Raw genomic sequence first — 1,188 nt, forward strand, 5'->3', positions numbered from 1 at the left:
GCCGTGGCCGCGGGGGGACGCGTCGTGGGTTGTGTGGCGGCGGTCTGCCGCTGGTCCGAGCCGGTCGACGAGAGCAGGTACACCAGCAGCGGTGCCACCGCGACGCCCAGCGCGGCGGAGGCGAGCGCGAGGCCGCGTACGGGCAACCAAGCGGGCCACCGGGAGCCGCCGGACGCCGTACCGGCCGCATCGTTGGCAGCACCAGCACCAGCACCAGCACCAGCACCAGCACCAGCACGTCCGCCCGCACCCGCACCCACTCCCGCGGTACGCGATCCGGCCGGGCCGCCGCCCAGGACGTACGCCGTGCCGCCCCACACCAGCAGCCCCTCGGCGAGCGCCGTGCGCGGGGTGTCGCGCAGGGCGGCCAGCTCCCGGTACGCGCCCGCGCAGTGCCGGCACTGCGCCATGTGCTCCTGGAGGTCGGGGCTGTGGCGGGGGTTCTCGGGGTGGGCCGCCTCCTCGATGAGGCGCCGGAAGTCCTGGCAGTCCGGGTCGGCCGAGCGGGCCAGGAGCGCGGTGAGCACACAGTGGCGCAGGGCCTGGAAGGCCGATTCCGCGCCGTACGTCACGTCCTGGCGCGTGCAGCCCAGGAACGTGGCGGTGCGTTCGTCGGGTTCCTCGTCCACGACGCCGTACCAGACCAGGCCCTGGACCCGCGTCGGCAGCGCCTGGAAGGCGCCGAGGAGCTGCGGCTCGATCGTGGTTCCGGTGGCGGATCCGTGCTCGCTGAGGTGTGGCAGCAGACCCGGGGCGAGGTGCACGGCGCGGTCGTCCGTCGCCCACGAGGCGGCCACCCGGCCCGTGAGGAGCAGCAGGTGGTGGCGCCAAGGGGTCTTCGGGTCGAGCCCGCGTACCGTCTCGTGGGCGGCCGACACGAAGGCCTCGTCGGTGAGTTGGCGGGCAGCCTGTTCGCCGGCCGTGTAGAGACGGGCGTACGCCAGGACCGCGGTGCGGTGGCGGGCCCGGAGTTCCTCCAGGGCGTGCTGTGCGGCCGAGGTGTCCCCGCGGAGCTGGTCGGTGAGCACGGTGTCGGGCGCCATGGCGAGTACGCCCTGGTCGCCGTGTGCGCCGTGTGCGCCGTGTGCGCCGTGTGCGCCGTGTTCGTCGGCGTCCCCTGTCTTCTTCCCTGTCCTGCCCCCTGTCCCGTCCCCCGGCTCGCCCTCCGACTCGGTATCACCGTCGTAC

At 74.6% G+C, this 1,188-nt stretch carries 1 protein-coding gene; it reads right to left on the reverse strand.

Translation table 11 applies throughout. The features are described 5' to 3' along the window. Positions 1–1,188, reverse strand: a 1,188-nt coding sequence (locus FNH08_RS51380) for an RNA polymerase sigma factor (RefSeq protein ID WP_194238910.1), incomplete at both ends; no start/stop codon positions are given.

The sequence above is a fragment of the Streptomyces spongiae genome (genome assembly GCF_009377185.1).
GTDB classification, from domain to species: Bacteria; Actinomycetota; Actinomycetes; order Streptomycetales; family Streptomycetaceae; genus Streptomyces; species Streptomyces spongiae.